General features: G+C 58.1%; 22 protein-coding genes. 10 read left to right on the forward strand and 12 right to left on the reverse strand.

Features of this window, described 5'->3' with window-relative positions:
- Positions 1-68: 68 nt before the first annotated feature.
- On the forward strand, positions 69-1679 hold the full coding sequence (locus tag QLG07_RS09605) for a sensor domain-containing diguanylate cyclase (protein ID WP_282469110.1): 1611 nt from the start codon (positions 69-71) through the stop codon (positions 1677-1679).
- Positions 1680-1768: 89 nt separating this feature from the next.
- Positions 1769-2827 carry an AI-2E family transporter gene (locus QLG07_RS09610; RefSeq protein WP_048915220.1) on the forward strand — a complete coding sequence of 353 codons (1059 nt, stop codon included), beginning with the start codon at positions 1769-1771 and terminating at the stop codon, positions 2825-2827.
- 69 nt (positions 2828-2896) lie between these two features.
- Here QLG07_RS09610 and bcp read toward each other — a convergent pair whose 3' ends face one another.
- Together bcp and QLG07_RS09620 are read right to left on the reverse strand one after the other, a co-directional pair.
- Positions 2897-3364, reverse strand: coding sequence for a thioredoxin-dependent thiol peroxidase (bcp, locus tag QLG07_RS09615; RefSeq protein ID WP_048915221.1), 468 nt, complete (start codon positions 3362-3364; stop codon positions 2897-2899).
- 68 nt (positions 3365-3432) lie between these two features.
- Complete coding sequence (locus QLG07_RS09620; RefSeq protein WP_048915222.1) at positions 3433-3984, reverse strand: glycine cleavage system transcriptional repressor; 552 nt, start codon at positions 3982-3984, stop codon at positions 3433-3435.
- A 143-nt stretch (positions 3985-4127) separates the two neighbouring features.
- Here QLG07_RS09620 and dapA point away from each other — a divergent pair, with 143 nt between their 5' ends.
- The 6 genes from dapA to QLG07_RS09650 all read left to right on the forward strand — a co-directional run bounded on the left by dapA (position 4128) and on the right by QLG07_RS09650 (position 10228).
- Positions 4128-5006, forward strand: a complete 879-nt coding sequence (gene dapA / locus QLG07_RS09625; RefSeq protein ID WP_048915223.1) for a 4-hydroxy-tetrahydrodipicolinate synthase — start codon at positions 4128-4130, stop codon at positions 5004-5006.
- A gap of 15 nt (positions 5007-5021) precedes the next feature.
- Positions 5022-6050, forward strand: a complete 1029-nt coding sequence (gene bamC / locus QLG07_RS09630) for an outer membrane protein assembly factor BamC (protein WP_282469111.1) — start codon at positions 5022-5024, stop codon at positions 6048-6050.
- Positions 6051-6211: 161 nt separating this feature from the next.
- Positions 6212-6925 carry a phosphoribosylaminoimidazolesuccinocarboxamide synthase gene (gene purC / locus QLG07_RS09635; RefSeq protein ID WP_048915225.1) on the forward strand — a complete coding sequence of 238 codons (714 nt, stop codon included), beginning with the start codon at positions 6212-6214 and terminating at the stop codon, positions 6923-6925.
- A 143-nt stretch (positions 6926-7068) separates the two neighbouring features.
- The gene (locus tag QLG07_RS09640) at positions 7069-7929 is read left to right on the forward strand and encodes a neutral zinc metallopeptidase (protein ID WP_048915226.1); all 861 of its coding nucleotides are present in this window, start codon (positions 7069-7071) and stop codon (positions 7927-7929) included.
- A 6-nt stretch (positions 7930-7935) separates the two neighbouring features.
- The gene (locus QLG07_RS09645) at positions 7936-9939 is read left to right on the forward strand and encodes a GNAT family N-acetyltransferase (RefSeq protein ID WP_282469112.1); all 2004 of its coding nucleotides are present in this window, start codon (positions 7936-7938) and stop codon (positions 9937-9939) included.
- Positions 9923-10228: a hypothetical protein gene (locus QLG07_RS09650; protein ID WP_282469113.1), complete on the forward strand. Its 306-nt coding sequence runs from the start codon at positions 9923-9925 to the stop codon at positions 10226-10228. The genes QLG07_RS09645 and QLG07_RS09650 overlap by 17 nt, the downstream gene beginning before the upstream one ends.
- A gap of 33 nt (positions 10229-10261) precedes the next feature.
- Here the strand turns inward: QLG07_RS09650 and QLG07_RS09655 are convergent, their stop codons facing one another.
- From QLG07_RS09655 to treZ, 8 genes are all read right to left on the reverse strand, one after another.
- Positions 10262-10516, reverse strand: coding sequence for a BrnA antitoxin family protein (locus QLG07_RS09655; protein WP_048915228.1), 255 nt, complete (start codon positions 10514-10516; stop codon positions 10262-10264).
- On the reverse strand, positions 10510-10809 hold the full coding sequence (locus QLG07_RS09660) for a BrnT family toxin (RefSeq protein WP_048915229.1): 300 nt from the start codon (positions 10807-10809) through the stop codon (positions 10510-10512). The genes QLG07_RS09655 and QLG07_RS09660 overlap by 7 nt, the downstream gene beginning before the upstream one ends.
- Positions 10810-10939: 130 nt before the next feature.
- On the reverse strand, positions 10940-11128 hold the full coding sequence (locus QLG07_RS09665; RefSeq protein ID WP_048915230.1) for a YpfN family protein: 189 nt from the start codon (positions 11126-11128) through the stop codon (positions 10940-10942).
- An 18-nt stretch (positions 11129-11146) separates the two neighbouring features.
- Positions 11147-12274, reverse strand: coding sequence for a succinyl-diaminopimelate desuccinylase (dapE, locus tag QLG07_RS09670; RefSeq protein ID WP_048915231.1), 1128 nt, complete (start codon positions 12272-12274; stop codon positions 11147-11149).
- A 2-nt stretch (positions 12275-12276) separates the two neighbouring features.
- Positions 12277-12660 carry an ArsC family reductase gene (locus tag QLG07_RS09675; RefSeq protein WP_282469114.1) on the reverse strand — a complete coding sequence of 128 codons (384 nt, stop codon included), beginning with the start codon at positions 12658-12660 and terminating at the stop codon, positions 12277-12279.
- 126 nt (positions 12661-12786) lie between these two features.
- Positions 12787-14862, reverse strand: coding sequence for a glycogen debranching protein GlgX (gene glgX, locus QLG07_RS09680; protein WP_282469115.1), 2076 nt, complete (start codon positions 14860-14862; stop codon positions 12787-12789).
- Positions 14863-14912: 50 nt separating this feature from the next.
- Entirely contained in the window at positions 14913-17438 is a 2526-nt protein-coding gene (gene treY / locus QLG07_RS09685; protein ID WP_282469116.1) for a malto-oligosyltrehalose synthase, read from the reverse strand.
- The gene (gene treZ / locus QLG07_RS09690; RefSeq protein WP_282469117.1) at positions 17435-19222 is read right to left on the reverse strand and encodes a malto-oligosyltrehalose trehalohydrolase; all 1788 of its coding nucleotides are present in this window, start codon (positions 19220-19222) and stop codon (positions 17435-17437) included. Before treZ ends, treY begins: the two co-directional genes overlap by 4 nt.
- A gap of 197 nt (positions 19223-19419) precedes the next feature.
- Here treZ and QLG07_RS09695 point away from each other — a divergent pair, with 197 nt between their 5' ends.
- Positions 19420-19614 carry a hypothetical protein gene (locus QLG07_RS09695; RefSeq protein ID WP_048915236.1) on the forward strand — a complete coding sequence of 65 codons (195 nt, stop codon included), beginning with the start codon at positions 19420-19422 and terminating at the stop codon, positions 19612-19614.
- A gap of 247 nt (positions 19615-19861) precedes the next feature.
- Positions 19862-19921 carry a protein YpfM gene (gene ypfM, locus QLG07_RS09700; protein WP_118665656.1) on the forward strand — a complete coding sequence of 20 codons (60 nt, stop codon included), beginning with the start codon at positions 19862-19864 and terminating at the stop codon, positions 19919-19921.
- A 123-nt stretch (positions 19922-20044) separates the two neighbouring features.
- On the opposite strand, the gene acrD is transcribed toward ypfM, so the two are convergent.
- Both acrD and QLG07_RS09710 read right to left on the reverse strand, forming a co-directional pair.
- Entirely contained in the window at positions 20045-23158 is a 3114-nt protein-coding gene (acrD, locus tag QLG07_RS09705) for a multidrug efflux RND transporter permease AcrD (protein ID WP_282469118.1), read from the reverse strand.
- A 214-nt stretch (positions 23159-23372) separates the two neighbouring features.
- Positions 23373-24008, reverse strand: coding sequence for a LuxR C-terminal-related transcriptional regulator (locus QLG07_RS09710; protein ID WP_282469119.1), 636 nt, complete (start codon positions 24006-24008; stop codon positions 23373-23375).
- Positions 24009-24456 lie beyond the last annotated feature (448 nt).

Raw genomic sequence — 24456 nt, forward strand, 5'->3', positions numbered from 1 at the left:
TATTGGGTATCAACGCGCATAAAAAATTATAAGGCGCTGATGATGATGCTTCTCACCGAGGTGAGTCCATGCTGAGGCTTACCCGCCCCAAAACGGACTTGCGCACGCTTATAACCTTGCTGGCGGTCGCCAGCATTGTGATCACTCTCGCCAATTCTCTGTACGCCAGCTGGCGTGTGCAGCGCGATGTGCTGATCGGTAATACGCTGGAAGCCAACCGGGTTTACGCCACCAAGCTGGCGTCGACCACCGAGGTGTTTTTCCAGCTGGCGCAATCACAGCTCTCTTACAGCGCTAAAGTGTTGGGCAGCGGGCTGGAAGATGACGACAGGCTACAGCAGGAAGTGGATCGCCTGCGCGAGCAAACCAACAGCTTTAACTCGGTGGTGATTGTTGATGCTAACGGCTGGGTGCGCGCTATTTCGCCGGAATCACTGATGCTGAAGGGCATGCACCTCAGTTCGGCTGCGGCAAAACAGGCGCTGGCCGAGCGCAAACCGCTGATCAGCCAGCCGAGCATGTCTGCTGCCAATAATCTGCTGGTGTTTGTCTCCTGGCCAATCTGGTCAAAAACCGGCACGTATCTCGGCTATGTTGGCGGCTCTATCTATCTGAAGAAAAAAAGCATTCTGAACGTGCTGCTCGGTGAGCAGTTCTATCGTGATGGCTCAACGCTGTACGTCATCGACGGTAAAAATCAGGTGCTGTATCACCAGGACCGCCAGATGGTCGGCAAAACCATCAACCCGTTAATCAGCAATGACCAGCGCAGCAAAGCCAGCAACGGCAACAGGGAAGTCAGCGCTGATAATGGTGAGGCGATGCTGGCAGGTTACGCTAACGTCCCGACCGCTGGCTGGACCATCGTCACGCTCAAGCCGACGCTGGCTACGCTGGCGCCGCTCAACAGCCTGCTGCTGCAGGTGCTGAAACATTCGGTGCCGTTTGCTCTGCTGACGCTGATTCTGGCCCTGATCCTCGCCCAGCGCATTGCGCTACCGCTGTGGCAGCTGGCGCGTAAAGCCAGCCAGATGGATACGCAAAACGTTTCGAAAGAGATCAACAGCATCCGCTCCTGGTATTACGAAGCCTCGCAGATTAAGCGGGCAATGCTGGCGGGGATCGCCCTGATGCAGGACAAAATCGGCCGACTGAAAAGCGAAGTGCAGACCGACCCGATGACCGAACTGCTGAATCGCCGTGGCCTGAATGCGGTGCTGGAATACTTCCAGGCCACCAGCCAGTCGTTCGCGGTACTGGCGCTGGATATCGACTACTTTAAGCGCGTTAATGACACCTTTGGTCATGATGCGGGCGATACGGTGATTAAAACCGTGGCGCGCCAGCTGCAGCAGGGGGCCAGACAGACTGATGTCATCTGTCGTAACGGCGGCGAAGAGTTTCTGATGATCCTGCCGGGCGCCGATCGCGAAGTGGCCATGATGATCGCGGAGCGCGTGCGCTGCCGTATTGAAGGGTTCGATCTGGAGCAGGTCGGGCATATCACCATTTCTGTCGGAGTGGCATTCTGGGCTGCGAAAAATGCCGTCGCCATGGAGCACACCTTCAAGCAGGCGGATGATGCGCTTTACCGCGCTAAAAACGCCGGGCGCAATCAGGTGATTGTGGCAAAAAACAGCACCGAACAGCCTGCTGTTGTACAGCCCCTTCCGCATTAAGCGTTCGCGCGCAGCGCCCCAGACGACACTGCAGGGGCGCTGCGTTTCAGGTACACTTTCCCCCACTCATTCTCAGGCAAGGACTTACCATGCTGGAACTTATAATGCAGTGGTATCGCCGCCGTTTTAGCGATCCCCAGGCCATTGCGCTGCTGGCGATCCTGATCGCTGCTTTCTGCATCCTGTTTTTCTTTAATGGCCTGCTGGCGCCGCTGCTGGTGGCAATCGTATTGGCTTTCCTGCTGGAGTGGCCCACGGTCAGGCTCGAGCGGCTTGGCTGCTCGCGTACCTGGGCGGTGACGCTGGTACTGATCGTCTTTGCCACCCTGATCCTGATATTGCTGCTGGTGGTGGTGCCGGTCGCCTGGCAGCAGGGCATCAACCTCGCCCATGAGATGCCGACCATGCTGACGCGGCTGTATCAGTTCGCTACCCGTCTGCCGGAGCGTTTCCCAACGCTGATGGATGTCGGCATTATCGATATTGTGGTGGAAAATCTGCGCAGCCGCCTGAGCGGCATGGGCGACCAGCTGGTGAAATATTCTCTGGCTTCGCTGGTTGGGCTGATGACGCTGGCTATCTATCTGGTGCTGGTGCCGCTGATGGTGTTCTTCCTGCTGAAGGACAAAGATCAGATGCTGGACGCCATTCGTCGCGTGCTGCCGCGCAATCGCGGTCTTGCCGGGCAGGTATGGGTTGAGATGAACCAGCAGGTGTCGAACTACATTCGCGGCAAGGTGCTGGAGATGGTGGTGGTCGGCATCGCCAGCTGGATTGGCTTCCTCGCTATCGGTATGAACTATGCGCTGCTGATGGGCGTGCTGGTCGGTATCTCGGTGCTGATCCCCTACGTCGGGGCAATGGCGGTCACCATTCCGGTGATTGGCGTGGGGCTGGGTCAGTGGGGGCTGTCCGGAGATTTTTGGACCATGATTATCGTCTATCTGGTGATTCAGGCGCTGGATGGCAATGTACTGGTGCCGATACTGTTCTCAGAAGCGGTAAACCTGCATCCGCTGGTGATCATTCTGTCGGTGGTGATTTTCGGCGGGCTATGGGGATTCTGGGGGGTGTTCTTTGCCATACCGCTCGCCACACTGGTGAAAGCGGTGGTGCATGCCTGGCCGGATGAACTGGCTAAATCGTAGAAGGTTTATCAAGGGCCGATCGAAAAGACGATCGGCCCCGACGTTTGCGGGTCGGCCCGCAGGTTCAAATCACGCCGACTGCAGGTAATCCATCACGATATCGTGGTGGTTACTGGTCTTGAAATCATCGAAAACTTTCTCAACTTTACCATCAGTGCCGATCAGGAAACTGATGCGGTGGATGCCGTCATAGGTCTTGCCCATAAAGGTTTTTTCGCCCCAGATACCAAACTGCTCGCAGACCTGATGGTCTTCATCAGACAGCAGAGTGAAGTTCAGCAGCTCTTTCTCGACGAAGCGTGAGAGCTTCTCCGGCTTATCGGTGCTGATACCTAATACTTCAACCCCGGATTTTTTCAGCTCGTCCATGCTATCGCGCAGACCGCATGCCTGTACGGTACAGCCTGGCGTCATCGCTTTCGGGTAGAAATATACCAGAACGCGCTGTCCCTGGAAGTCGGTTAAATTTACCTGTTCGCCGTCCTGGTCGGGCAAGCTAAATTTCGGTGCAGTATCACCGGCTTTCAGTGGATTCATCACTACTCTCCATTTTTATCATCATGCTAGGGGTAAAATTCACGCGCTTCCCACGTGCAGGTTAAGGATTACGCGCCGTGGTGAGAAACCGCCTTAATAGTGCCTTGAGCATGGAGTTCTGTACATAGCCGGTTGAACGCTTGCTCGATTAATGACGCATCCTGGCTGGCCGGGCTATGGGCGGTTAACTGAATATAGAGCAAAGGCGGCTGGTTTTCTTGTGCAGGCTGTGTGCGTGACACCAGCTCGGCAATATTCATCTGATGCGAATCAAACAGATCGGTAAAGCGCTCAATGATGTGCGGGGAGTCGATGACCTCCACCTGCACCCACACCGTGGCGGGCAGGGGCGGTCGCGTACTGGCGCTGGTGCGCTTCATCACAATGAGCAGCTCCAGCTCTGCCCCCTTTAACGGCAGCGTCGATTCAATCAGGGTGATGGCGTTCCAGCTGCCGGACAGCAGCATGATAAAGGTAAACTCGTCACCCAGCATAGCCAGCCGGCTATCTTCAATATTGCACCCGCAGCTGCTGACGTGACGGGTGATAGTATTGACGATCCCCGGGCGGTCAACCCCAAGGGCAGTGATAACCAAATGGTGTTGCGATGACTGCGACAAAATCAATCTTCCTGTGCAAATGCTAATAACCATAAGGTAAACATAAAAAAAACTGCTGACAAGCGCTTGAGCCGTGCTGCGCGCTTGCTTTTACTGCACGGTCAAACGTACCATGAAGCACTTGTTTGTCGAGGGGATGGCTAATGTTCACGGGAAGTATTGTTGCACTCGTAACGCCGATGGATGACAAAGGTAATGTCTGCCGTGCGAGTCTGAAAAAACTGATTGATTACCATATTGCCAGCGGCACCGCGGCAATTGTTTCTGTAGGAACGACCGGCGAGTCCGCCACCCTGAGCCATGATGAACATGGTGACGTGGTGATGTTGACACTGGAACTGGCCGATGGCCGTATCCCTGTTATTGCCGGCACCGGTGCAAACGCCACTGCGGAAGGCGTCTCTCTGACCAAACGTTTCGAAAATTCTGGCGTTGTTGGCTGCCTGACCGTCACGCCGTACTACAACCGTCCGACGCAGGAAGGGTTGTATCAGCACTTCAAAACCATCGCGGAAAGCACCGAGCTGCCGCAGATGCTGTACAACGTACCGTCACGTACCGGCACGGATTTGCTGCCGGAAACCGTCGGTCGCCTGGCCAAAATTAAAAATATTATCGGAATCAAAGAGGCCACCGGGAACTTATCGCGGGTTAGTCAGATCCAAGAGCGGGTAAATGAAGACTTTATTCTGGTGAGCGGCGATGATGCCACCTCGCTCGACTTCATGCACCTGGGCGGGCACGGCGTGATTTCCGTTACGGCAAACATTGCCGCACGTGAAATGGTCGAGCTTTGCGCTCTGGCGCAGCAGGGCAACTTTGCCGAAGCGCGCATTCTGAACCAGCGCCTGATGCATCTGCATCACAAGCTGTTTGCTGAACCGAATCCTATCCCGGTGAAATGGGCCGCGAAACGATTAGGATTAATAGCAACCGATACGCTGCGTCTGCCAATGACGCCGCTGACCGATGCCGGTCGTCCGGTTGTTGAGCAGGCACTGAAAAACGCTGGCCTGCTTTAAATTTAGGGAGAATTAATGGCTTACTCAGTACAAAAGTCCACGGTAGCGAAAGTGGTGGGACTGTCGTTGGTTATGCTGCTGGCAGCATGTTCTAACGACCAGCGTTACAAGCGTCAGGTGAGCGGTGACGAATCCTACCTGCAGGCAGCCGATCTTAGCGATCTGCGCGCGCCTGCTGGCATGATCCTGCCGATTCAAAATGGCGACTTTGATATTCCGTCGGTCAACCCTAATGGGCAGGTAGGCAAGCAGCTGGACATTCGTCCGCCAGCGCAGACGCTGGCACTGATGAACGGCACCCGCAGCCAGTTTGCCGGTAACACCGGTACGCTGATGGTCGACAGCCGCAGCGCTATCTGGCCGCAGGTTGTTGACGCGGTGCAGTTACTGAAGTTCCCGATTGCCGACCGTCAGGATGCGCGTCAATCCCTGACCACCGACTGGGTACAGTGGAACCGTGCTGATGAAGATAATCAGTACCGTGGCCGCTATCAGCTGAGCGTGCAGCCGCAGGCAGGCCAGCAGGTTCTGATGGTGAAACTGCTTGAGCTGCAGCAGCAGGATAAAGCAGTGACTTCGCCAGTGCAGATCCAGCGTTACACCGCCCAGATGCTGAACGAAATCAGCGCCACCATGGATAAGGTTGAAACCACACGTGAAGATGCCGCTGCCAGCCGCAGCCCAACGCAAATTGACGTGCAGAGCGGTGCCGATGATACCGGCCTGCCTAATCTGATCCTGCGTGCACCGTTCAACGTGGTCTGGCAGCGCCTGCCGGCAACGCTGAAACGCGTTGGTATGGAAGTGACCGACAACAACCGCTCACAGGGTAGCCTGAACGTGACTTATAAAGCGCCAGGCAGCAATACCTTCGACGAACTGGGTGCCAAGGATCCAGAACTGAAAAACGGCGACTACAAACTTCAGGTCGGTGACCTCGATAACCGTAGCAGCCTGCAGTTCCTCGACCCTAAAGGTCACCCGCTCACCCAGTCGCAGAACGATGCGCTGGTGGCGGTGTTCCAGGCCGCATTCAGCAAGTAAGCCACAAGGCCGGAAACTTCCGGCCTTTTTATTTACGTCTGACGTAAACGATTGCTTCGGTTTTTTACCCGCGGAACATATAATTCCGCCAGGCAAAATATTAACGGCCCGGTTCAGCCGGTCCGACAGTAACAGTTCATTATCGTTTGGAGTTAAACAAGATGCAGAAAAAAGCTGAGTTGTATCGCGGCAAAGCGAAAACCGTTTACAGCACCGAAAACCCGGATCTGTTGGTACTCGAATTCCGTAACGATACGTCAGCGCTGGACGGTGAGCGCATCGAACAGTTTGACCGTAAGGGAATGATTAACAACAAGTTCAATTATTTCATCATGACCAAACTGCAGGAAGCCGGTATCCCAACGCAGATGGAAGCCCTGCTCTCTGACAACGAAGCGCTGGTGAAGAAGCTGGATATGGTGCCGGTTGAGTGTGTGGTCCGTAACCGTGCGGCTGGCTCGCTGGTAAAACGTCTGGGCGTGGAAGAGGGGATGATCCTCAACCCACCGCTGTTTGACCTGTTCCTGAAAGACGATGCGAAACACGATCCGATGGTGAATGAGTCCTACTGCGAAACCTTCGGCTGGGTAAACAGAGAGAACCTGGCGCGCATGCGTGAGCTGACCTACAAAGCGAACGACGTACTGAGCAAGCTGTTCTCTGACGCGGGCCTGATCCTCGTTGACTTCAAGCTGGAGTTTGGCCTGTTCAAAGGCGAAGTGGTGCTGGGCGATGAGTTCTCCCCGGACGGTGCACGCCTGTGGGACAAAGAGACGCTGAACAAGATGGATAAAGACCGCTACCGTCAGAGCCTCGGTGGCCTGATTGAAGCCTATGAAGAAGTGGCTAATCGTCTGGGCGTGAAGCTCGACTAACCCGCTATTTTGAGGTCGGGTGCGCCCGGCCTTCCTCAGCCTTTTGCGCAAAATCCTCTTCCGTTTCCGCGTTTTCTGGTTTTCCCCGCTGCGTCAGACTAAAATCCACATACGCTGTTTTGAGCGATCATGAGGATAACTGTATGCGTTGGCAAGGGCGTCGCGAAAGCGACAATGTAGAAGATCGCCGTAACGAGTCCGGAACCGTCGGCGGTGGGCGTATGCGTATTCCCCGTGGTAAAGGCGGAATTATTCTGCTTATCGTGGTGGTGGTGGCCAGCTATTACGGTTACGACCTCTCGCCGCTGTTGGGCGGGGACGGCACGCAGATGACACAAACTTCCCAGCAGCAGCGCAAGGCCAGCCCGAAAGAGGATGAAGCGGCGCAGTTTACCCGCACCATCTTTGCCATGACTGAAGATACCTGGCAGCAGCTGTTCCAGCAGATGGGGAAACAGTGGAAAGCCCCAACGCTGGTGATGTACCGCAATCAGACGCAGACCGCCTGCGGCGGCGGCCAGGCGGCGATGGGGCCGTTCTACTGCCCCGGCGACAGCAAAGTCTATATCGACCTCTCTTTCTATGACGAAATGAAAAATAAACTCGGTGCGGGTGGAGAATTCGCCCAGGGCTACGTGATCGCCCATGAAGTTGGTCACCACGTCCAGCACCTGCTTGGCATTGAGCAGAAAGTTCGCCAGATGCAGCAGGGTGCCAGCCAGACTCAGGTGAATCAGCTGTCGGTGAAGATGGAACTGCAGGCGGACTGTTTTGCCGGCGTCTGGGGCCACTATATGCAGCAGCAGAACGTGCTGGAAACCGGTGACCTCGAATCGGCCCTGAATGCAGCCCAGGCGATCGGTGACGATCGTCTGCAGCAGCGCGGCCAGGGGCGCGTGGTGCCGGACAGCTTTACCCACGGCACTTCACAGCAGCGCTACACCTGGTTTAAAAAAGGCTTCGATGGCGGAAATCCTGGCCAGTGTAATACCTTTGCCGGTTAAACGCGGGTGAGTGAGTGGCGCGACGGCACGGCCCGGCTGCAGTGCCAGGGCTGGCGACGACTGTTGGTGCTCAGCGGGACAGCGCAATGGAGTGAACAGCAGGCTGCAGGCTTGATGGAACAGCTGCCCGGCGACTGGTTGTGGGTTGGCGAGCCGTCGCATAGCGTGCAAAGCTGCGCGCCATCTGCTATTCGCACGCTGCTGGGGCGCGAGTTCCACCACGCGGTATTTGACGCCCGCAGCGGTTTTCACGCCGAAGCGCTGGCCGCCCTGGCCGGAACGCTACAGGCGGGCAGCTGGCTGCTGCTGCTGGTCCCGGAGTGGGACCACTGGGCGCAGCAGCCTGACGAGGATTCACTGCGCTGGAGCGAGCGCGATGCGCCGTGCGCCACCCCGCGTTTTATTCAGCGTCTGCAGCAGCTGATACAGGCCGATGCCCGGGCCGTGCTCTGGCGAGAAAATCACCCCCTGATACTACCCGTCGCTGAAGCCGTGCCGCAGTGGCTGCCGGACGATGGCAGCCTGCAGCAGCAGCAAATCCTGGCAAAACTTCTGCACGCGTCTCCTGGTGTTCAGGCGATCACCGCTGCGCGCGGGCGCGGCAAGTCTGCGCTGGCGGGCATGCTGGCCGCGCGCTGGCCGGGGCGCTGCCTGGTCACCGCGCCGGGCAAGGTGTCCACCGAGGTACTGGCGCAGTTTGCCGGTGATGCCTTTCATTTTATCGCGCCCGACCGCCTGCTGGCCGAAGCGGCGCTGCATCAGCCCGGCGTGGACTGGCTGCTGATTGACGAGGCGGCGGCGATTCCCACGCCGCTGCTGCACCAGCTGGTTGCGCTGTTTCCGCGCGTGCTGCTGACCACCACGGTGCAGGGTTATGAAGGCACCGGGCGTGGCTTCCTGCTGAAATTCTGCGCCGCGCTGCCCAATGTGACGCTGCATCAGCTCGATACTCCACTACGCTGGGCGGAGAACGATCCGCTGGAGTCTTTTATCAGCGATGCGCTGCTGTTTGATGACCGGGAGGTCGAGCCGCAGCATGGCAGCATGGATTACGTGGCGCTGGAACAGCCCGACTGGGGGCGGCAGCCTGCGCGAATGGCAGCGGTATATCAGCTGCTGACCAGCGCGCACTACCGCACTTCGCCGCTCGATCTGCGGCGCATGATGGATGCGCCCGGCATGCATTTTAGCGCTGCGCTGCAGGGCGACAGCGTGCAGGGAGCGCTATGGCTGGTGGATGAGGGCGGCCTGAGCGCGGCGCTGTCCAGCGCCGTCTGGGCCGGAACCCGCCGCCCGCGTGGCAATCTGGTGGCGCAGTCGCTGGCGGCGCATGCCGGGCAGGTCGCCGCGCCGCAGCTGCGCTCCAGGCGCATCAGCCGGATTGCGGTCGCCGCCGCGCTGCGCGGGCAGGGCATCGGTCAGCAGCTGGTGGCGGGCTGTCAGCAGCAGGCGCAGGGGCTGGATTATCTGTCAGTCAGCTTTGGCTTCACCTCAGCGCTCTGGCAGTTCTGGCAGCGCTGCGGTTTTCAGCTGGTGCGTATCGGCAGCGTGCGCGAGGCCAGCAGCGGCTGCTTCAGCGCGATGGCGATTCTGCCGCTCAGCCCCGCAGGACAGCAGCTGGCACAGCGTGCCGCGCAGCGCTTCGAGCGGGCAGGGGCGTGGTTACGTCGTCAGCTGCCCGGAGAAGAGCTGCCGCTCGCGACGCACTGCTATGCAGATATTGATGAGGATGACTGGCGTGAGCTGGCCGGTTTCGCCTGGGCACAGCGGCCGTTTGAAGCCAGCCTGGCCGCGCTGGGCAGGCTGGTCAGCCAGCGGCCCTGCGCACTGCCGCTGCTGAGTGCCGCTCTTCTGCAGCAACAACGCAGTGCTGAAGTGATAGCCAGGGCGAAACTCTCCGGGCGTAAAGCGCTGCTGGCCGCACAGCGCCAGGAAGCCCGGCAGGGGCTGATGGCGCTGGATGCTCAGCAGGCCGATCGGTGGCGCCAGTGGCTTGACTCGTTGCAATAAATTCAACGTCATCGTCAAAAACCGTTCATTTTCTTCCGCGCTCCACCTGATCTACGGCGACGATGACAGGACGCTGCCGCTCTCTCACGCGGTTGCGGCGGAAGCGCGTTTAACGGCGCTGGGAGGGGATGTAACCCTGGATATCGTCGACGATCTACCGCATGCGGTGGATGACCGCGCGATGCAGTTGGCGCTCGATCGCCTGCGGTTTACCGTGCCGCGCCGCTATTTTGACGAAGCCTTGGGCGGCGCAACGCCGGGCGAGGATGAGGTGATTGCGTTAGTGTAGGTTCATGCCGGGCAGTACAGCTACCCGGCATCGCTATTTTCCTTCATTGCCCATGGCTTCACGCAGAATGTTATTGATACGCGTCTGATAGCCCGGCCCTTTGCTCTCAAGCCAGTAAAGAACATCTGCGTCGATACGCACCGTTTTTTGTACTTTTTTTGGCCGATAAAACCTGCCGCGTTCAGCCGTTGACCATGCTTTGTCCTTTAACTCTGGCGCATCGCTGGTATCAATGTCTTTGGCCTGAATCGTTGCCAGCTCATTCAGTTGCTCTAGCTTTCCTACCATTGTCTGTATCTCCCGATCTCTTTTGGCAGCGCTTTACGAGCGGAAATTATCCGTATGTTGTCGTTCCGATCGGTGCTGACAACCAGCAAAACCACGCAGCCTTTAATTTCACCCAAATGCTGCCATCTTTCTTCGCCATAAATTTCAGACAGATCGCGGGTAGAGAGAATGTTGGGATCGTCAAAGACCTCACAGGCAAGCTCAAAGCTTATTTTGTGCTTATCTAAATTGTGCTGTGCTTTCTTTGAGTCCCACTCGTAAGTGTACCCATGGTGTAAGTATAGCAAAGGCATTCCCTATCCCTGTAGTGACATTCCTGTCACTACAAAATAGAGCAAATTTTATGCGCAGCAACGCCAGCCCCGGATAAAAAAAAGGGGCTGAGCGGAGTTTCACAAATTGAAATTAAATGCGGGTAGTAGGCTACTTCTTTTTCGGCCAGTCGTCTTCATCATCCCACTTATCGTTGAAATCACGATGCGGAGGCAGCTCAGGCTTGTTATCGAGAAACTTTTTATGGTCGATTCGCTTCAGGTCTTTGTAGACATTCATCAGAATGCCGACCATCAGCAGGATCACCAGTATCCACCAGTAATGCTTCAAAAATTCCATATCTTCACCCCAGATCGCTTAGGCGATCAGCTGTTCCATAATCCGCTGATACATGCGGCTTAACAGCTGCAGATCGGCGGCTTTTACACACTCATTGATCTTATGAATGGTTGCGTTCACCGGACCCAGTTCTACTACCTGTGCGCCCATGCGGGCAATAAAGCGCCCGTCAGAGGTGCCACCGGTGGTGAGCAGCTGCGGTCTGATCTCATTATAGTGCTCAACCGCGTTAACTACCGCATCCACCAGCTTACCGCGTGAGGTCAGGAACGGCTGACCGGACACTTTCCACTCAATGCTGTAGCGCAGCTGATGGCGGTCCAGCAGTTCCTGCACGCGCTGAACGATCAGCTCGTCGGTCAGTTCGGTGCTAAAGCGGAAATTGAACTGCACAAAGCAGTCACCGGGGATGACGTTATTGCTACCGGTGCCGGCCTGCACGTTGGCAATCTGCATGCTGGTCGGTGGGAAGAATTCATTGCCCTGGTCCCACTCGGTGGCCACCAGCTCATTCAGCGCGGGCATGGCACGGTGTACCGGGTTATCTGCGAGGTGCGGATAAGCCACATGGCCCTGCACACCGTGAATGGTCAGATTGGCGGTCATGGAGCCGCGACGGCCATTTTTCACCACATCGCCCACCACTTCGGTGCTCGACGGCTCGCCCACCAGGCAGTAATCCATGCGTTCGTTGCGCGCCATCAGCGCTTCCACTACCTTCACCGTGCCGTTAGTGGCGCTGGCCTCTTCATCAGAGGTGATCAGGAAAGCCAGTCGGCCTTTGTGGTTTGGATGCGCGGCGACAAAGCGCTCGGCGGCCACGGTCATCGCTGCCAGTGAACCTTTCATATCAGCCGCGCCGCGGCCAAACAGCATGCCGTCGCGGATGGTGGGTTCAAACGGCGGGTTGATCCAGCGGTTAGCATCGCCGGTCGGCACCACGTCGGTGTGGCCGGCAAACGCCAGGGTTTCACCCTGACCGCGCCATGCCCAGAAGTTCAGGGTATCGCCGATGTTCATCGGCTCAATAGTGAAGCCCAGCGCCTGCAGGCGGGCAATCAGAATAGCCTGACAACCGGCATCATCCGGGCTGAGGGAAGGGCGACGAATAAGCTGCTGCGTCAGCTCAATGACCGGACAGTACATGATTATGACTTCTCCTGAATAAACGGCTGCCAGGTGGCTTCGCTGAAGCCCAGCAGCATAGTGCCGTCCGGCGCACAGAGCAACGGACGTTTGATGATTGCCGGCTGTGCCAGCATTAGATCGCGTGCGGCTGCGGGATTATTCACCGCATTGCGCACCGCCTCATCCAGCTTGCGCCAGGTGGTGCCGCGCGTGTTGAGCAGCGCTTCCCATCCCAGGGTGTCAATAAAGGACTGCAACAGGGCCGCATCCAGCCCGTCGGCGCGGTAGTCGTGGAACTGATAGTCCACGCCCTGTGCTTCCAGATATTTGCGGGCTTTCTTGATGGTGTCGCAGTTTTTGATGCCGTACATCGTCAGCGAGGTTTTTGCGGTGCTGTCTGTCATAACGCGGGTCCCTGTACTTGAGGCGGCGCGGTGAGCGTATTTAAGGGGCCACGGTCACCGCACCTTGCTAATCAGTTAATTGGCAAATAATGCCTCAGTACGGGGTTTCGATCCAGACTGCCAGCGTTACGGCCTTCTGAACAGCGCAAAGCTGCGTCCCTCCAGCTCAAAATCCTTCTCGCGGGTAATCACCATGCCGGGTTGTGCCGTGGAGCTGGTGGTGATCTCCAGCACCCAGCCGCCTTCACCAAACTGCGGAATGCGGAAGGGAACGTTGCCTTCAAACGGGTTGAACAGCATCAGCACGTCATGCCAGATCTCTTCCTCCTGCTGTAGGTCGGCGCGTGAGAGATAAACGCCCAGCGTGGTGCCATGCTCCCAGTGCTCGGGCAGCTGGAAGCCGCCCCCGGCGTTGAACCATTTTATCTCCATGCCGTCGCGCCAGCTCTCGCGCCGCAGCAGCGGTTGCGCAGCGCGCAGCGTCAGCAGATGGCGGGTGTATTCATGTAACTCATCGTCAGCTGGGCGGCGATTTTCCCAGTGGACCCACGAGATCTCGCTGTCCTGACAGTAGCCGTTGTTGTTGCCCTGTTGGCTGCGGCCAAACTCGTCGCCCGCCAGCAGCATCGGCGTGCCGTGGGAGAACAGCAGCGTGGCGAGGAAGTTGCGTTTCTGCCGGTCGCGCAGGGCGTTGATGGTCTCATCGTCGGTTGGCCCTTCGGCGCCGAAGTTATATGAACGGTTGTCGTTGTGGCCGTCGTTATTGTCCTCGCCGTTGGCTTCATTGTGCTTCTCATTCCAGCAAACAAGGTCATTGAGAGTAAAGCCATCATGGGCGGTGATAAAGTTGATGCTGGCCGACGGGCGGCGCCCGCGCTGGTCGTACAGATCGCCGGAGCCGAGCAGGCGTGCGGCAAAATCGCTGGAGACATTGTCGCCGTGCCAGTATTCGCGCACGGTGTCGCGATACTTGTCGTTCCATTCGCCCCAGCCCGGCGGGAAGCCGCCAACCTGATAACCCCCGGGACCAATGTCCCACGGCTCGCCAATCAGCTTCAGTTTTGACAGCACCGGGTCCTGCATAATGGCGTCGAAGAAGCCGCCGCGCGGGTCGAAGCCCTGCGGTTCGCGCCCGAGAATCGTCCCCAGGTCGAAGCGGAATCCGTCGATATGCATCGATTCCGCCCAGAAGCGCAGAGAGTCCAGCACCATCTGCAGCACGCGCGGATGCGAGGTATTCACGGTGTTGCCGGTGCCGGTGTCATTGATGTAATAGCGATGTTCTTCCGGCAGCGTGCGGTAGTAGGAGTAGTTGTCGATGCCCTTAAAAGAGAGCGTCGGGCCAAGCTCGTTGCCCTCCGCCGTGTGGTTATACACCACGTCAAGGATCACCTCGACACCCGCATCATGGAAGGCGCGCACCATATCGCGGAAGCCCTGAATACCCGCCGGCCCGTAATAGCGTGAGGCCGGGGCAAAGAACGCCAGCGTGTTATAGCCCCAGAAGTTTTTCAGCCCTTTATCCAGCAGGTGCTGATCGTCCGGGAACCAGTGCACCGGCAGCAGCTCCACCGAGGTAATGCCGAGGTTTTTGATGTAGTCGACGGTTGCCGGGTGCCCCATGCCTTCATAGGTGCCGCGCAGGGCTTCTGGCAGCGCCGGATTAAGCTGGGTGAAGCCTTTGACGTGCGCCTCATAGATCACCGCATCCGACCAGGCAATTGCCGGGCGATTTTCGTCGTGCCAGTTGAACTCCTCCGGGTCGATCACTTTGCACTTGGGCATAAACGGCCCGCTGTCGCGCGTGTCAAAGGTCAGGTCTTTATCTTCGTGCTCAAGATCGTAGGCAAAGCAGGCTGCATCCCATTCAATGTCGCCCACCAGCTCGCGCGCGTAAGGGTCAATCAGCAGCTTATGGTGATTAAAGCGATGGCCGTTTTCCGGCTCATAAGGACCGTAGACGCGGTAGCCATACAGCGCTCCCGCCTGCAGGCCCGGCACAAAGCCGTGCCACACCTCATTGGTGTATTCCGGCAGCGTCAGGCGTGCAATTTCGTTTTTGCCGCTGGCGTCATACAGGCAAAGTTCTACCCGTTCGGCGTGAGCGGAGAACAGGGCGAAATTCACCCCGTTCTCCTCAACGTTGGCACCCAGACGATAGCTGTAACCCGCGGTTATTTCATAAAGCTGACTGTCTGACATGCTCTCTCCCCATCGTGCAAGTTATGTAGCGACGTTGACGCTGATAGAGGTCAGCGTATGGCGATGAAAATGGCCGGGAAAAGTCCGGTCAGGGTGGTTTCTAAACGTTCGCTGCTGGTTATCTCCTCGCCGTTGAAAATATTACGGTAGCGGCGCTGGGTTAGCCCGGCAGGCAGTGCGATATCGACGTTAACCTGGGACGTAGCGGCAAAACCGTTTTGCACGGCGCTGAACACCAGGCGCGGCGCGATGGCGATCAGCGCGTCGCTGGCGTCCACTCTTGCCCAGGCGATGAGATGATCCTGCTCAGCATTGGCGGCCGCGAGCGGCAGATAGTCACCGCGGCGAAACAGCGCCGGCAACTGCTGGCGGATTGCCAGCAGGCTGGCGATCGTGTGCTGGTTTAGCTGCCCGCTCAGCCAGCTTGCCTCCCCGGTTGATATCGGGAACTGCTGCCCGGCCAGCATGCGCTCCAGCGCGGGATAATCGGGTTCGCGGCGGTTATCGGGGTCGATCAGGCTGAAGTCCAGAGTTTCGCTGCCCTGATAGATATCCGGCACGCCCGGCGCCGTCAGTTTTACCACCGTCTGCGTCAGGCTGTTGACCAGCCCGGCGCGCACAAAGGGCTGCAGCGAGCGGGTAAAGTCCTGCAAAAATGTCAGGTTAGCCGGGGAGAGCAGGTGGTGGGCGTAGTCGAGCACCGCCTTTTCATAGGCATCATTGCTGTCAACCCAGCTGGTGCGCAGTTTGGCTTCGCGCAGCGCTTTCTCCACGTAGGCTTGGAAGCGTTCATCCAGCGCCCTGAGTCCCGCTTCGTCATCCGGCTGCAGCGTGGCGGGCCAGACGCCGGCCAGCGCCTGGTACAGCATCCACTCTCCGGCGGGTTTTGGCGCCGGGCCGTCGGCCAGCAGCGTGACCTGGGCCTGATTCATCTGGCGCCAGCGCATAACGCAGGCTGCCCAAATGTCCGGGGCTTCGGTCAGGGTGTAGAGCCGCGCGCGGGCATCTTCGCCGCGCTTGGTATCGTGGGTGGTGGTGCCGGACAGCGCATCCGGCTGGCGCGCCAGCCGCGTCTGCATCTCCGCGTGGAAGCGGTCGATTGAGAAGGTGCGCGGCAGCGGTTCAGCACCCACTTCATTCAGCGCCAGCGCCATGTTCTGGCGAAAGAACAGCGTATCCTCCACCGATTTTGCCATCAGCGGCCCGGTGAGCTGCTGAAAACGGCTGCGCAACTCATCCGCCGTGGCGCGCTGTTCCTCTGCCACTTCTCCGTTCAGCACCTGCAGCAGAAATGCCAGCGCGCTGGCCTCCGGCGCATACGCGCTGGCGCTGAGTTTTTGCGCAGTCTGCTGTAGCAGTGCGCGGCTGTCGCCAGGCATGCCCTTCGGGGTGCCGTAAGTGCGGTACACCGGGAAGGCAATCAGCAGCTCACGCAGCGCCAGGCGTAAGGCCTGCGCATCCGGTGCCTGGCCGTCGGCAGCAGCGATATTGCCGAGCAGCGCCGCCAGCCGGGTGAACTCTCCGGCAAAGTTGTTCTCGACCATCAGCAGCTTGGCGGCCCGCAGTTCGGCGGCCATATTGACCGGTTTGCCGACCACTTCCTGATAAATTTTGCGTAATGCGGGCAGCTTCGCATTATCGACCAGCGCATCGGAGAGCGACGCCATAAAGTCATAGCCGGTGGTGCCGGAAATCGGCCACTCGGCGGGAATATGCTCCTCCTCCGCGAGGATTTTCTCCACCGTGATGTAGCAGTCTGCTCCGGCCTGCTGGCGCAGCGTTTCAAGGTAGCCCTGGGGATCGGCCAGGCCGTCGACGTGATCGACCCGCAGCCCGTTGACCGCGCCGCTGTGAACCAGTTCGAGGATCAGGCGATGCGTATCGGCAAACACCTGGGGATCTTCAACCCGCACGCCCACCAGGCCGGTAATCTCAAAGAAACGTCGGTAAGAGAGGTTGCTGGCCGCCTCGCGCCAGTTCATCAGCCGCCACGGCTGGCTGTCATGCAGTGCGCTGATGGCAGCCCGATCGGTCAGCTGCAACACCTCGGCCTCGCGCCCCTGCCAGCTGGCGGGTGACAGCGGGTAGAAGCTGTCGTAGCAGGCGAGGGCCGGTTTACCGGTGGTGGGGTCTGGCTTGACCGCAATCTGGCCATTTTCCAGCTCGTGTTCAAAGTCGTCGCCGAGGAAGGGCAGCGTCAGCCGCCTTGACCAGTCAATATCAAAATGGTGGGCATAACGGCTGTCAGCGCCGTGTTCGATCACGTCATACCACCAGGCGTTTTCCAGCGAGGCGGCCATATGGTTGGGTACGATATCGAGGATCAGCCCCAGCCCGGCGCGATGCAGCGCCTCAACCATGCGATCAAATCCGGCGCGGCCGCCGATCGACGGTTCGATCTGGTTGGCGTCCGTCACGTCGTAGCCGTGCGTTGAGTCGTGCGTGGCGGTGAAGATCGGCGAGGCATAAAGATGGCTGATGCCGAGCCGCTGCAGATAGGGCACCAGCGCGGCGGCGCGGTCAAAGGTCATACCATTGCGAAACTGGATGCGATAAGTGGCGATCGGGATAGTCATGCTGCTTCCTCCTTTGCCAGCCGGACGATAATGGCATTCGGTGACAGTTCCTCTGCGGCTTCAGGCCAGGCGAACAGGGTGCTGCCGGGCAGTTCCGGCAGGGCGTGTGCGCGCTCTCCTGTGTTCAGCGCCATCGACAGCGTTCCCTGCGGCCACTTCCAGCTGACGGCGAGGAAGCCGGGCGCGGTTTCAATCACACTGCCGCAATTGCCAGGGGCGTGGGCCAGCAGCGGCACCAGATGCTGGTGGCGGATGGCCAGCAGCTGCCGCGTCAGCGCCAGCCACTGCGCTCCTGCACTGCTCTCAGGCTTCTGCCAGTCGAGCTTCGAGCTGATAAAGGTTGATTCAGCGTTCGGATCGGGCACGCTCTCATCCATATGATCCTCGTGGCCGGCGAACTCTCTGGCGCGCCCTTCGCGCACCGCTCTGGCCAGCTCGCCGTGAAAATCGGTGAAGAACATAAACGGGTTAGTTTCGCCGTATTCCTCGCCCATAAACAGCAGCGGAATATGCGGCGACAGCAGCAGGGCAGCGTACAGAACCTGAGTACGCTCGCTGCCGGCCAGGCTAATCAGCCGATCGCCGCGCGCGCGGTTGCCGGTTTGGTCGTGATTCTGAATAAAGTCGACAAAGGCCACCGGCGGCTGGCTGCGGCTATCGACACCGCGTTTCTCCCCGCTCTGCGGCGACACTTCGCCCTGATAAGCAAACCCTTCGGTCAGGACGCGGGCGAGCAGTTTCTCCGGCTGTTGGGCAAAATCCTGGTAATAAGCGTGGGTTTCGCCGGTTGCCAGCACGTGCATGGCATTGTGGAAATCATCGTTCCACTCCCCGCTGAACAGCGGCGTGGATCCATCCTGCGCCCGGCGATGCAGGAACGTGACGTTGCGGCAGTCTTCGGTGGTGAGGTGGATTGGGCGGGTGGTGATTTCAGCGCGGATGCGTTCGGCAATCTCAATCAGCACGTGCTTTGGCGAGCTATCGACAATCTGGTCGATGGCGTCGAAGCGTAATCCATCCAGCTGGTACTCCTGCAGCCACCACAGCGGGGCATCGGCAATATAGCGCCGCACCGCGTCAACGTGATAGGCGATGCCGGGTCCCCACGGTGTGTTACGCGATTGATCAAAAAAGTCCGGGGCCAGCAGCGGCAGATAGTTGCCCTCCGGGCCAAAATGGTTGAGCACGATGTCCAGCACCACCGACAACCCAAGGCCGTGCGCCGCATCGACAAAGGCTTTCAGGTCGTCCGGCGTTCCGTAGGCGGAATGCGGCGCATACAGCAGCACGCCGTCATAGCCCCAGCCGCGCTCGCCGCCAAACTGCGACAGTGGCAGCAGCTCAATCACGGTGATGCCGAGTTCTGCCAGCTGCGGCAGTTTACCCATAGCGGCCTGCAAGGTGCCCTGCGGGGTAAAGGTGCCGACGTGCAGTTCATAGAACACGCTCTCTTCCCACGCTCGCCCCTGCCATCCGGCGTTTTGCCAGCGATAGCTGTGCGGATCGACGACCAGCGAAGGGCCGTTAACGTCCGTTTGCTGCGCGCGCGAAGCCGGGTCAGGCACGGCTGTGCCGTCCGCCAGCACAAACTGATAGGCGCTACCGGGTTTTACGTCTGCAAGCTGCAGCTCAAACCAGCCATCGCCGACGGTGTGCATCGGGTGCTCAACGTTATCCAGCTTCAGAGCGATTTTTTGCTGTCCGCTGGCCCAGAGACGAAAGTTCACCTGACCCGTTTCGTGATATTCGCTACCCCAACCCTTACCCAATGTGCTCGACTGCATTGAATCACCTCGTTATTGAGAACGCCACCAACAGCCGCTGCGCTAAAAATCAATCATAGACCAGATATGCCGACGCTGAAGTAAGAGGGGGCGTTTGATGCCCTGTATCAAAAGTCAGACTTCTGTACCCTTCTGTTATTTGTGGACTTCATCTATATTCGGAGGGGTAGAAACCCATGATAAAAGGAGGGGGAGCGATGAACTATCTTAAAGAGTCGGCGGCGCACAAGGTCGAAGAGACCCAGTCAACGATTGTACTGACGCGCAAAAAAAATTCGCGCTGTGAAGAGTTTGCCCAGATCGTCGAGGCGGTGATGAGAGAGCACCCTGATGCCAAGACGCATATCGACAGTGAAAGCGGCGGCTATGACAAAGTGATCATTCTGAAATAACTGGCCCACCCGGTGGCATTCGCGCGCCGGGTCACTTTTCTGCGGATTTGAAAAATTCCAAAACCCGGCTATATATTGACAGCCTGATAATTACCTTAGAAATCATTACCTGAGGAGTGTGCGCCAGCACACAAATTCAGCCAAACCCGATTAATCACGCTTTTACCTATGGCAGTAACTGGCCGCAATCACTTCCAATTGACTAGGAATCGTCCTAAAATGACCCCACAAAATAAGAGAGGGCATTATGATCGATTTAGAACTAGGGAACTGGAAAGACTTTATTGAAACCATGTTACGTAAGTAATGAGTTTCATTAAGAAAAGCACGGCGAGCCTGTCAACCGGCTTGATCTTCAGTATCCCAAATAAATAAAAGGCAGCCCTTTCAGGCTGCCTTTTTGCTGCGGACAATCTTCAGGGTTTGTCTCTTACAGCGGCTTCTCTTTCAGCGGGAAGCGCCTGCGCACCACCACGAAGAACAGCGGTACAAAGAAGATCGCCAGTACCGTCGCCGAAATCATCCCGCCCATCACGCCCGTCCCTACCGCATGCTGACTGCTGGAACCGGCACCGTTGCTGATGGCCATCGGCAGCACGCCGAAGATAAACGCCAGCGAGGTCATCAGAATCGGTCGCAGGCGCTGGCGTGATGCCTCCAGCGTTGATTCAATCAGATCGCCTCCGCGGGTGTTGAGATCGTTAGCGAACTCTACGATCAGAATGGCGTTTTTCGCCGACAGCCCGATCACCGTCAGCAGACCCACCTGGAAGTAAACATCGTTTTCCAGCCCGCGCAGCCAGGTGGCGACCAGCGCACCGATGACCCCCAGCGGCACCACCAGCATCACCGAGAAGGGAATCGACCAGCTCTCATACAGCGCGGCGAGGCACAGGAACACCACCAGCAGCGACAGCGCGTACAGCGCAGGAGCCTGCGCGCCGGTCATGCGCTCCTGCAGTGACGCCCCGGTCCACTGCAGGCCGATGCCGGTTGGCAGCTGGCTCACCAGCTTCTCCATTACGTCCATGGCGGCACCGTTACTGACGCCCGCGGCCGATTCACCGACAATTTCCAGCGCCGAGTAGCCGTTATAACGCTCGAGGCGCGGCGAACCGGTTTCCCAGTGGGTGCTGGCGAAGGCGGTAAACGGCACCATCTCCCCGTTGGTATTACGCACGTACCATTTACTGATGTCGTCCGGCAGCATGCGGAACTTCGCGTCGGCCTGCACGTAAACTTTCTTGACGCGGCCACGGTCAAGGAAGTCATTGACGTAGGTCGAACCCCAGCCGGTTTGCAGGGTGGCGTTGATATCATCCAGCGAGACGGCCAGCGCCTGCGCCTTGCGCTGGTCGATATCAATGCGCAGCTGCGGGCTGTCATCCAGACCATTGTGGCGTACGCGGGTCAGCGCAGGGTTTTTCTGCGCCATCTCCAGCAGCGTATCGCGTGCGCTCATCAGGGCGTCGTGCCCCAGCCCGGCGTGGTCCTGCAGCTCCATATCGAAGCCGGCGGAGTTACCCAGCCCGGTAATGGCCGGCGGGCTGCTGGCAATCACCCGTGCCTCCTTGATTTTACTCAAGGCTTTGGTGGCGCGTTCGATGATGGCAAAGGCGGAGTTTTCGCTGTCCTGCCGTTCTTTCCAGTCTTTCAGGCGCACAAACATACGCGCGACGTTCTGCCCGTTACCGCCCGGTCCCGAGCCGATAGTGGCAAACACCGACAGCACGTTTGTCTTCTCTTCGGTCAGGTAATACTTCTCAACTTTCTCCACCACTTTGGTGGTTTGCTGCAGCGTGGAACCCGGCGGCAGCTGGATCTGCGTGGTGAAGATACCGCGATCTTCCAGCGGCAGGAAGGAGGTAGGCAGGCGCACAAACAGCAGGGCCATAATGGCGATCAGCGCCAGGTAGAGCAGCAGCCAGCGGCCACCTTTGGCGAGAATTCTGGCGACGCCGCGCTGGTAGCGTTGCGCTTGACTGTTGAACACGCGGTTAAACCAGCCGAAGAAGCCGCGACGACCGTGGTGATGCCCCTGCGCCAGCGGTTTCAGCAGGGTGGAGCACAGGGCAGGGGTAAGGATCATCGCCACCAGTACCGACAGCACCATGGCCGAAACAATCGTCACGGAGAACTGGCGGTAAATCGCACCGGTGGTGCCGCCGAAGAAGGCCATCGGCACAAAGACTGCCGACAGCACCAGCGCAATACCCACCAGCGCCCCCTGAATCTGGCCCATTGATTTGCGCGTCGCTTCCCGCGGTGACAGACCCTCCTCACTCATGATGCGCTCAACGTTCTCCACCACCACGATGGCATCGTCCACCAGCAGGCCTATCGCCAGCACCATCGCGAACATCGTCAGAGTGTTGATGCTGTAGCCAAAGGTGTAGAGCACGCCAAAGGTGCCCAGCAGCACCACGGGAACGGCAATGGTTGGGATCAGCGTGGCGCGGAAATTTTGCAGGAACAGGTACATCACCAGGAACACCAGCAGCACCGCTTCGAACAGGGTTTTCACCACGTCCTCAATCGAGGCTTTAACAAATGGCGTGGTCTCATAAGCGATTTCGGTTTTCAGGCCGTGCGGAAAATAGTGTGACAGCTCTTCCAGGCGGGCGCGCACCAGCTTGTCGGTTTCCATTTCGTTGGCGCCGGATGCCAGCTTGATACCGAGACCAGAAGCGGGCAGGCCGTTGTAGCGGCTGAGGAAGTCATATTTTTCGGCGCCCAGTTCGACTTTTGCCACCTGGCCGAGGGTGACCACCGAGCCGTCGGTATTCACTTTTAGCGTAATTTCGCGGAACTGCTCCGGGGTTTGCAGCAGCGACTGGGAGTTGATGGTGGCGTTCAGCGCCTGACGATCAACGGAGGGCAGGCCACCGAGCTGGCCGACGGCGACCTGGCTGTTCTGCGATTCGATGGCGCTGACCACATCGGCGGTGGTCAGCGCATAGTTAATCAGCTTATCCGGGTCGAGCCAGATACGCATCGCATACTGCGAGCCGTAGGCATCCACCTGACCGACGCCGTCAATACGGCTGAGGGGATCCTGGATATTACTGGCAACGTAGTCGGAGATATCCTGCTTGTCCATGCTGCCGTCGGTGGAGACAAATGCCACCATCAGGATATTACTGTCGCCGGTTTTATTGACGGTGACCCCCTGCGACTGCACGTCCTGCGGCAGTTTACGCAGGGCGGCCTGCAGCTGGTTCTGCACCTGCTGGCGCGCTTCATCCGGGTTGGTCCCGGCGGTAAAGGTGAGGGTGATGGTGGCCTGGCCGGTGTTACTGCTCTGCGACGACATGTACATCAGATTGTCGATGCCGGTCATGTTCTGTTCAATCACCTGAGTCACGGTGTTTTCCAGCGTTTCGGCAGAAGCACCCGGATAGTTAGCCGTAATGCGTACGTTGGGGGGAGCCAGATCGGGATACTGTTCAATCGGCAGCGAGACAATCGCCAGGCCGCCGGTTAAGCACAGCAGGATCGCCAGCACCCAGGCAAAAATGGGGCGGTCGATAAAGAAATTCGCCATCTCGAGCTCCGCAGCGTGTTATCTGAGTAAAGAATAGAAGAAAAGAGTGCCGGTATTTCCTGCGGCGTTAGGCATATTGCGTCCAGCGCGGAGCAAAATTTTTAATTTATTCAACACGCTCCGGCAGTTAATCACTTTACCTGCCCGTGTGTCAGTAATCGTGGAGAAAATGAGGAGAATATGTAAATTATCGTACGAAAGCGGCCCCGGCCAGTTACAGGTTGGCGTGCGGGCTGGATAACCAGAGCACGGTGGCGGCCACGCGTGAGTGCACGTTTAGCTTACGCAGCACATTGCGGATGTGCACCTTTACGGTCTGCTCTGAAATCGCCAGGCAGTCGGCTATCTGACGGTTCGCCAACCCGCTGGCCACCTCACGCAAGACTTCACGCTCGCGCCCGGTGAGAATACTCAGCCGATCGGCCTGCTGTACTGCGGCGCCGTAAACCCCCTGCAGAGCCGCGCTCCAGGCCTTACCGCCCTGCGCAACCTTGACGATCTCTGCCAGCAGTGGCTCCGTCTCGGTGCGTTTTAGAATCACTCCCTGAACTCCGGAAGTCATCAGTGCCGAAAAGTCAGCGCACTGCTGGTTTATTAACACCGCAATCTGCGAATCGGCCGAAGCGCCGCGCAGCGCACTGAGCGCATCCGGGTAGGGCATATCGCTGATTTCACGCTCCAGCAGGATCAGGGTGGGACGCAGGCTGCGCGCTCTGCTCACCCCTTCGGTACCGCTTTTTGCCTCCACTATCAGCTTAAAACGCGGGTCTTGTGCCAGCAGGCTGTGCAGCCCGTAACGTACCAGCGGGTGGCTTTCGATAATCAATACGCTGAAATCGTGATCTTCCATAACCTTCACTCCTTGCCTGCGGACGGCGAATTAAGGGCAACGTACTCTCATCACCCTTTCAATCAAGTGGGTAGTGTAATGCCGGCAGGGAGTTTGCAGAAGTAGCAAAAGCGGGCACTTTCACGCCCTGTTACATCAGTTGGCTTTTGACATACTTCTTGACGTTTGGCGCCAGTTGGCTGGTTTTTCGTTGACAATGCTTTCACGCTTTTACCTAACCCTCACCCTGCTTTTCATTGAACCAGGCCATAATTAACCCATCAACCACGTTAAGTAGTGAGATTGACCGCAAGACCCCAGCATTACCCTCATCCCTGTATGTCCCTGTGTAGTACTTAGTGTTTTCACTGACCGACCGCAAATTGTGGTCGGTTTTTTTATGCGTTCTCCGACAAAAATCACAAAAGCTCACGATTTCGGTCGTGGATTTTTTGCGTCAGTTAATCAG

The organism is Erwinia sp. V90_4 (genome assembly GCF_029967685.1).
GTDB lineage: Bacteria > Pseudomonadota > Gammaproteobacteria > Enterobacterales > Enterobacteriaceae > Erwinia > Erwinia aphidicola.